Origin of the sequence: Niveibacterium sp. 24ML, from assembly GCF_026586805.1 — a bacterium.
GTDB lineage: Bacteria > Pseudomonadota > Gammaproteobacteria > Burkholderiales > Rhodocyclaceae > Niveibacterium.
Genome location: NZ_JAPFHA010000048.1, coordinates 1 through 8,155, shown reverse-complemented (window position 1 = coordinate 8,155; position 8,155 = coordinate 1). Strand labels below are relative to the sequence as shown.

At 62.3% G+C, this 8,155-nt stretch carries 4 protein-coding genes; 2 read left to right on the top strand and 2 right to left on the bottom strand.

What is annotated here, in order from left to right; all coding sequences use genetic code 11:
* On the top strand, positions 1-3,267 hold a 3,267-nt coding region (locus OPU71_RS20890; RefSeq protein WP_267730024.1), incomplete at its 5' end, for a beta strand repeat-containing protein.
* 55 nt (positions 3,268-3,322) lie between these two features.
* Here the strand turns inward: OPU71_RS20890 and OPU71_RS20885 are convergent.
* On the bottom strand, positions 3,323-5,257 hold the full coding sequence (locus OPU71_RS20885; protein WP_267730022.1) for an EAL domain-containing protein: 1,935 nt from the start codon (positions 5,255-5,257) through the stop codon (positions 3,323-3,325).
* Positions 5,258-5,266: 9 nt separating this feature from the next.
* Entirely contained in the window at positions 5,267-5,896 is a 630-nt protein-coding gene (locus OPU71_RS20880) for a transglutaminase-like cysteine peptidase (RefSeq protein WP_267730025.1), read from the bottom strand.
* Positions 5,897-6,211: 315 nt separating this feature from the next.
* On the opposite strand from OPU71_RS20880, the gene OPU71_RS20875 reads away from it, so the two are divergent.
* A complete protein-coding gene (locus tag OPU71_RS20875; RefSeq protein WP_324256096.1) occupies positions 6,212-8,047 on the top strand; it encodes a TolC family outer membrane protein in 1,836 nt (611 codons plus the stop codon).
* Positions 8,048-8,155 lie beyond the last annotated feature (108 nt).

Here is an 8,155-nt window from a genome sequence, read left to right as displayed (position 1 = left end):
AGCGCCACCACCGGTACCCTGACCTTCACGCCGGGCACCACGACCCAGACCATCACGGTGCCGATTGCCAACGACACGCTGGAAGAGTTGAGCGAGACCCTCAACGTGACTTTGTCCGGTGCGGACAACGCCACCATTGCCGATGGCAGCGGGCTGGGCACGATCAACGATAACGACGCGCGCCCGACGCTGGATCTTGACCGCTCTGCTGTGGGCACGGGATACAGCACGACCTTCACCGAGAATGGCGCAGCCGTGCCGATTGCGGATGTCGACGTGACCATCAGCGACGTCGACAGCACCCTGATGACCGGCGCAACGATCACCTTGACCAATGCCCAAGCGGGTGACCTGCTGGCGGCCGGCACCTTGCCGGGCGGCATCACGGCATCGGCCTACAACGCGGCAACCGGGGTAATAACGCTGTCTGGCAGTGCCACGATCGCGGATTACCAAGCGGCGATCCGCGCCATCACCTTCGCCAACAGCAGCGAGAACCCGAGCACGGTGACACGCACGATCACCGTTACGGTGACCGATGGCGGCAATGCCAGCCTGCCGGCGACAACCCGCATTAGCGTCGTGGCGGTGAACGACGCTCCGATCAATACCGTGCCCGGTCCGCAAACGATCGCCGAAGACACACCGCTGGTGTTCGACGGCGCGCGAACGATATCAATTGCGGATGTAGACGCGGGCTCAGCCAGCACCGTCAACGTCACCCTCGCGGCGACCAACGGTGTGCTCAACCTGGGCTCGACCGCCGGCATCACGCAATCGGGTAACGGTACCGGCACGGTCACGCTGACCGGTACGGTCGCGGCGATCAATGCCGCGCTGCTTGGCACCAGCTTTACGCCAAACAGCAACTACAACGGCGCCGCGCAAGTGACAGTAACGACCAACGACGCTGGCAATACCGGCACTGGCGGCGCGAAGAGCGACGCAGATACGGTGATGGTTACCATCACGCCGGTGAATGATGCGCCCGATGCGCGCAACGATGCGCCAAGCACGACGCTGACCGAAGACAGCGGCAGCTACACGCTCACCGGCAACGCGATCACGAGCGCAGTAGCCGGCAACGTGGCCGACTTCGACGTGGAAGGCAACACGCTGCAAGTCACAGGCCTTGCCGCTGGCACCACGGCACCGACCGGCAGCAGCGCGCTGGCGGCACCGACAAGCGTGGTTGGCACCTATGGCACCTTGCAGATTGCTGCCAACGGCGCTTACACCTATACGCTCAACAACAGCAGCATCGTCACGCAGAACCTGATTGCCGGCGAGATCGCGTTTGATACCTTCACCTACCGGATCAGCGACGGGAACGGCGGCTTTGACACTGCAACCATCAACATCAAGGTGCAGGGCGAGCAAGACATCGTTGCAAAGACGCCGTCGCTGCAGAACATCACCGCAAGCGGCCTGAATGGTGAGTTCTACGGTTACAACGAAACTGCCACAGCGCCCACCGGCAACCGCACGCATAGCGACGACGGCACGGCCACCTTCGGCAATTACGGCGCCGCCGGCAACCTGAACTCGGTCGAGGATCTCTACACCATCATCAACGGCCGCAATGCCCTTGCCGTAAGCGGTGGCACGGCGAATCTGGTGGGCACGTCGGCGGCGGCGGCAGCCGGCGTCGTGGACGTGCGCTTCCTCTCGCGAACCCTGGACTACGGCTTCAACCCCACCGTGCAATCCACGCTGGGCAACAATGAAAACGTCGCAGCCGGCAGCGCCTTGCCCGTCGGCGATGGCGATGCGAACTCAACCACAAGATCCTTGAGCAACTTCCTCGACCAGGACCTATCGACGGCAAAGGCAGAAGCCGGAGCCGGCAACACCGGCGACACCTCCGGCCTTGGAAAGACCACAGACGCGGCGGTCCGCCTGTCGGGCCAGTTCTATGTGCAGCCCGGCAGTTACGACTTCCGCGTGACTGCAGACGACGGTTTCCGCCTGAACGTGGCAGGCCAGACCCTGCTCGAGTACGACGGCAACCAGGGTCCTACAACGCGAATTTTCAAGAACCTGCAACTGGGTGATATCAACGGCGGCCTGCAAGCACTTGAATTGCTCTACTGGGAGCAAGGCGGCAACGCAAGACTGCGCGTCGAATTCAAACTAGCCAGCGACCCGGCATCGTCATATCAAGTACTCTCCTTGAGCAATGCAGCGTTGTTTACTGACGCGGCAGCGCCCCATCTGAGCGATCCCCGGATCCAGGATCTGGTCTACAACACCACGACCTTAAGCTGGCAGATCCGCACCGGCAGCGTGCTGGACGGTGGCAGTGGCAATGACGGCATCACCGGTAGCGCAGCCCGCGACGTGATCTATGGTTTTGCTGGCAACGACACGATTGACGGTGCTGCCGGTGCTGATTACCTCGACGGGGGTCTTGGCAACGACAACATCACCGGCGGCAGCGGCAGCGACAAGTTGATCGGCGGCGCCGGTACCGACACGATGACCGGCGGCACCGGCGACGATGTCTACGTGCTCTCGGACACGCTCGACACGCTCACCGAAAGAGCCAACGAAGGGATCGACACGATCGTCCTGGATGGCACCTACGTTGCAGCCAATGCCGGATCAAGCTTCTCGCTCGCCAGTCGGACCAACTTCGAAAACCTCACCGCCGAGGGCGCGGCCAACATCAATCTGACTGGCAACAGCTCAGATAACCGGCTGGAAGGCAATAGTGGTGATAACGTCATTTCGGGTGGTGCGGGCAACGACTACCTCATCGGCGGCGCAGGAAACGACACGCTGAGCGGTGGCGCCGGGTCAGATGTGTTTGTCTGGCGCCTGGCAGATGGCGGAGCGAGCACGGGCACTCCAGCGGTCGATACGATTACTGATTTCACCTACGGCGGCGGATACAGCAACGTGCAATCCACGACGGCGGGGGTGCCCGTCGGCGGCGGCGATGTGCTGGATCTGCGCGACCTGCTGCAGGGCGAACACTCCAGTTCGGGCGTCAATTCAGTTTCAACCGGAATCTCGACGGTCGAAATCTCGAACCTGCTCAATTACATCGACATCAAGGTCACCGGCGAGGGCGCGACGCTTCAGACGGAATTGCATATCAGCAAAGCCGGCGGCTTCACCGACGGTAATTTCTCCGCCGGAGCTGAGGATCAAACCATCATCCTCAAGGGGGTCGATCTCTATGCTGCAACCAGCGTGACGCCCGGGAATGAAACAGACCTGCTCAAGACGCTGATCAAGAAAGGGACGCTGTTGATCGACTGATTCGCGCAATACCAGAAACAACAAGGCCACCCTCGGGTGGCCTTGTTGTTTTTCGCTACTGCGAAGGCTGCGTTCGCAGACTCGCGGCAGGGCCGGTGACACCAGCAACCCCCAGTTCCTTGAGGGTGTTCCATTCCGCCTCGGAGTGCACCCGCTCGGCAATGATCTCGATCTCCAGACCGCGCGCAACGTCGGCGATCGCCTTGACCAGGCGCTGATTGCCAGCATTGTCCTCGATGCCAGCGACGAAGGTGCCGTCGATCTTCAGGTAGTCAACACGCTGGGCATAGAGCCGCGGGATCGCCGAGAAGTGGCGGCCAAAGTGCTCGATCCCGAGCTTGACGCCGTACTGGCTCAGAATCGGCGACACCGCTGCGAGCCCTGACAGGCCCTGATCGAGCCCCGCCTCGGCAACCTCCATCCAGAGGCGCCGGGCCGCCTGGGGCGCCGCAGCCAGCAAACGTTGCAGGCCCTCACGGAAGCGCAGGTCTTGCAGCGAGATGGGCGAAACATTCACTGCGATCAAGCCCGGGTGCGAGTAGAGCCGCTGCAGGGCAAGTTCGACCGCGAGGAGGTCCAGGTCGCAAGTCATGCCAAGTCGATCGGCGGCCGGCATGAACTGGCCGGCGGTCCACGGAGCGCCTTCGTCCGGCGCGCGCATCCTGATCATCGCCTCATCGTGCCAATGGCGCCCGTCAATGCGCAGGACGGGGAAGGTAACCAGCGCAAAGCCGCGATCACGTATCGCCGCATTGAGCAGCGCGCGCCATTCGTCGTGCGTGCGCGCCACCAGGGGCGCCTGGTCCGGCATCACGACCGGCTCGCTGCGCCCGGCGCTCTCCGCGCTCATCAAGGCCGCGTCGGCACGCGACATGACATTGCCGATCTCGTCGCCACGCTTGTAGCGGGTAACACCAATGTGCCCCACCGGCGTCTGGTCCGCATGACCATGCCGGTGCAAGGCCTCAAGCGCGCGCGCGGCACTGGCGGCGAACTCGGCGGCCTGAACCGTATCAACCCCAGCCATCAGCCATGCGAAGTCCGCGCCATTGAGCCGCGCAACCAACTGGCCCTCTTGCCGCCCGGCCAGCTCACGCAAGACGTCGGCCGCCGCACGGATCAGCGCGTCCGTGCGCTCGCGCCCAAGGCGCCGGTTGACCTCGGCAAGATTGGCCAGCCGCACGAGGGCCATTGCGCCGCTCGGCGCGCTGTCATCGCCATCGAGCTCATTGCGGAGTCGGCCCATGAAGAAGCCACGATTGGGCAATGCCGTCATCGCGTCGCGGTTGGCATCGGCGCGCAGGTCTTCGATCCGCGTGGCCTGCTCGGCAAACATGGCCTTGACCTGCTCGACCATCAGGTTCAGGGCACGCACCGCACTGCGCAGTTCAACCACCCGCGGCTCGGGCATCGTGATGAAGCGGCGCTCGCCAATCGCGGTGGCCTGCTTGACCATCTCAAGGATCGGGTTCTGGATCCAGCGCATCATGCGCGACATGATCCAGCCGAGGATCGCGGCCAGCGCCACCATCACGGCCAGCAATTGCAGCGTGCCGTTCCAGAGCGCGTCGTACGCGAAGCGTTTGTGGGCAATCACGGTGACTTTGCCCGCCTGATTCCAGCCGTCGCTGACCAGCGCTTCGCCCGGTTTGACGTTGATCGGCAGCATGCGGATGAACCACGTGGGCGCCCGGCTCTCAACCCCATAGTGACGGCGTTCCACAACGCCACGCCCAGCCAGGTCGCTGAAACGCACGAGTTCGAAGTGCCCGGAATCGAACAGCGCCGTCACCATCAACTCACGCATGGCCGGATCCTTGGCCGTCTGCGTCATCGACAGGGCGAGCGATGTGGCACCGTCGGCACTTTGCGCGAGCAATTGCTGTTGCAGGTAGTCACGCGCTGTGTAGGTGCTCACCGCAAAACTGCCCAACCACGCAAGCACGCTCGCGAAGATGACTGTGATCCAGAGTTGGCGAAGCAAAGACATCGGTTCTCCTCAGGGCGTATAGCCCTCGCCCTTCGTTTTCAATTGCAGATCCTTCCAGCGCGACAGACGTTCGACCGAGCTGACCGTTCCGCCGGCATACACGCCTTCAGCATTGAAGCTGAAGACCGGCAAGAGATCCGTTCGCTGCGCCGCGGGCCGGATGTCGCTGATCAGGTTGTCCAGCACCAGCGGCTGCGAGGTCGGCGTCTCGTAGTAGCCGAGCACCATGTGCGCCTGGGTCACGGAACTTGCAGGCCCGCCAATGCGCGCCTTTACGTAGATCAGGCGTAGCTTGTGCTCAGGCACACCCAATTCGCGCAGCGTGAAGAACTTGGCGATCGTGTAGTCCTCACAGTCGCCCGCGCCCTTCCCCAATAACTCGATCGGCGTCGCCCAGTAGTCAGCCTGCCCCCAGACCTGCGCGTCTTCGACAAAGCGCACGCGCCGGTTGAAAAACTCATTGACCCGGCGCAGCGCGTCGGTTTCGTTCGAGTCCTTCAAGGCCGCCACCAACGCACGCCATTCGCTCACCTGGGTGGCGGCCGGCACACCATAGCGCTTGCTGACCATGGCGATCAGCGCAGCATCGTCTGCCTCAAGCCACAATGGCGGCAGTGTACATACCAATGCCAGAAGCATTACGATCAACGGCCGTCGCTTCAAGCATGTTGGAATGGCTGCAAGCACGAACTCAGAGGCTGCCGGCATGTGGTCGCTGAGATTGCTGCCTTGACTGCAGACAAGCACCTCCAGCGGAGGCGCCCCGCATCGGGCAACCAAAATCGATAAATTTGCAAATACCGGTTAAATCGTCAATTTTCTGCGCGGAATTGATCACGTTGCCCCGGGTTAAGCCTTTGTTTATTTGGATCTTACGTGAATAATCCGGGCTCACAATTTATCTGTTTGAGCGAGCGATGACCTCGCACAGACACACAACAAGGCGCTAGCCCAATGCCGACTATTCGACCCCATCTTCTTGCCACACTGATTTGCGCCGCGTTAGCGGCCCCGGCGATGGCCGCCAACAGCCTCCCGGAAGCTGTTGAACAAGCCATCGTGAAAAACCCCGAAGTCCTGACCCGCTACCACCAGTTGCGTGCCGCCGAAAACGAACAAGGCGCCGCACGCGGCAACTGGCTACCCCGGGTGGATCTGCAGGCTTATGCCGGACAGGAACGACGCGACTACCCGAATCTTGAGACCGACTGGTACGACCGCCCCGGCGCAAGCATCGAACTGCGCCAGATCCTGTTTGATGGCTTTGCCACCTCAAACGATGTGAAGCGGCTTGGCTACAACAAGCTTGCCCGGTACTACGACCTGCTGGCCGTCTCGGACGAAATCGCCCTCAACGCCGCCCAAGCATATGCTGACGTGGTGCGTTATCGTCGCCTTGAGGAACTGGCGCGCGAGAACTGGGCCACGCACCGGGAAGTGTTCGGACAGATCGAAGAGCGTGTGAAGGCAGGCGTAGGCCGCCGGGTGGACCTTGAACAGGCCGCTGGGCGACTCGCGCTGGCGCAATCAAACTGGCTCACCGAGACATCGAACCTGCATGATGTGACACAACGCTATCGCCGCATCGTGGGCACCCAACCCGCCAACACGCTGGCAAACATGCCCGACGTAGCAGGCGCCTTGCCGCAGGGCGGCAATCCGGTCAGTGATGCCGTATCGGCCAACCCGGCCTTTCAAGCGGCGGTTGCCTCCTTGCGCGCAGCTCGCGCCGAAACTGATCTGCGCCGGGCCACTTACATGCCCAATCTTGAACTACGGGTCGGACAAAACTGGGACCAGAATATCGGCGGCGCACCGGGCAACTACAACGAGACCCGCGCGCAAGTCGTGCTCAACTACAACCTGTTCCGCGGCGGCTCCGACAATGCCCGCATCAAACAGGCATCCGAGCTTTACTACGCCGCGATCGATATCCGCGACAAAACCTGCCGCGATGTCGCACAGCAAACCAGCATCGCACTCAACGATGTTCGCGCGCTACGCGAACAGATTGGATACCAGCGCCAGCACGCGCTTTCCACTGAAAAAGCGCGCGACGCCTATCGCCAGCAGTTCGACATCGGCCAGCGCACGCTGCTAGACCTGCTCGACACCGAAAACGAGCTGTTCGAAGCGCGGCGCGCACTCACGCGTGCCGAGGTGGACGCCCTGGTCGCCGAATATCGCCTGCTCGCGCAAGCCCACCGGATCCTGCCTGCGCTCAATCTCGCACCGCTTGCAAAGGAAGCACCGGACGAAGACCGCGCCGATGCGCCGGCCGAAGACAAGGCGCTGACCTGCGCGACCGAGTTGGTGCAGCCGCGCCCGCTTGATACCGCCGCCGCGCTTGCTGGCCGCCCCCCACGCAGCGACGCGCTGAGCGATCGGGTGCGAGCCGCCGCGCTCAGCAGCAAGCAAAACGCCGATGCGTTGTTCAGCTACGGCAGCGATCAACTGCTCCCCAACGGGACTGCGCCACTGGACAAGTTTGCGAGCGATGCAGCCCGATTCATGATCGAACGCATCACCGTAATCGGCCACACCGACCGGATGGGCTCACCCGAGTTTAACCGCCAACTCTCGGAACGCCGTGCAGCCACCGTGCGTGACTATCTGATCAAGAAAGGCCTTCCTGCCAACAAGTTCGAAATTGTCGGAAAAGGCAGCGCCGAGCCACTCGCAAAATGCGAGCAGATCAATCCGAAGCTTCGTGACAATAAAGAGTACGTCACCTGCCTCGGGCCGGATCGCCGCGTCGTCATCGAACTCCAGGGCCAACCCAAGCCCTGACGACACACCACTGCCAAAAAAAGGCCGCCAACAGGCGTAATGCCAGTCAGTTAAGCCCGTAGGCCCGCTGATCCGGTAAAAAGGGAACGTGTTGAACACGTTCCCTTT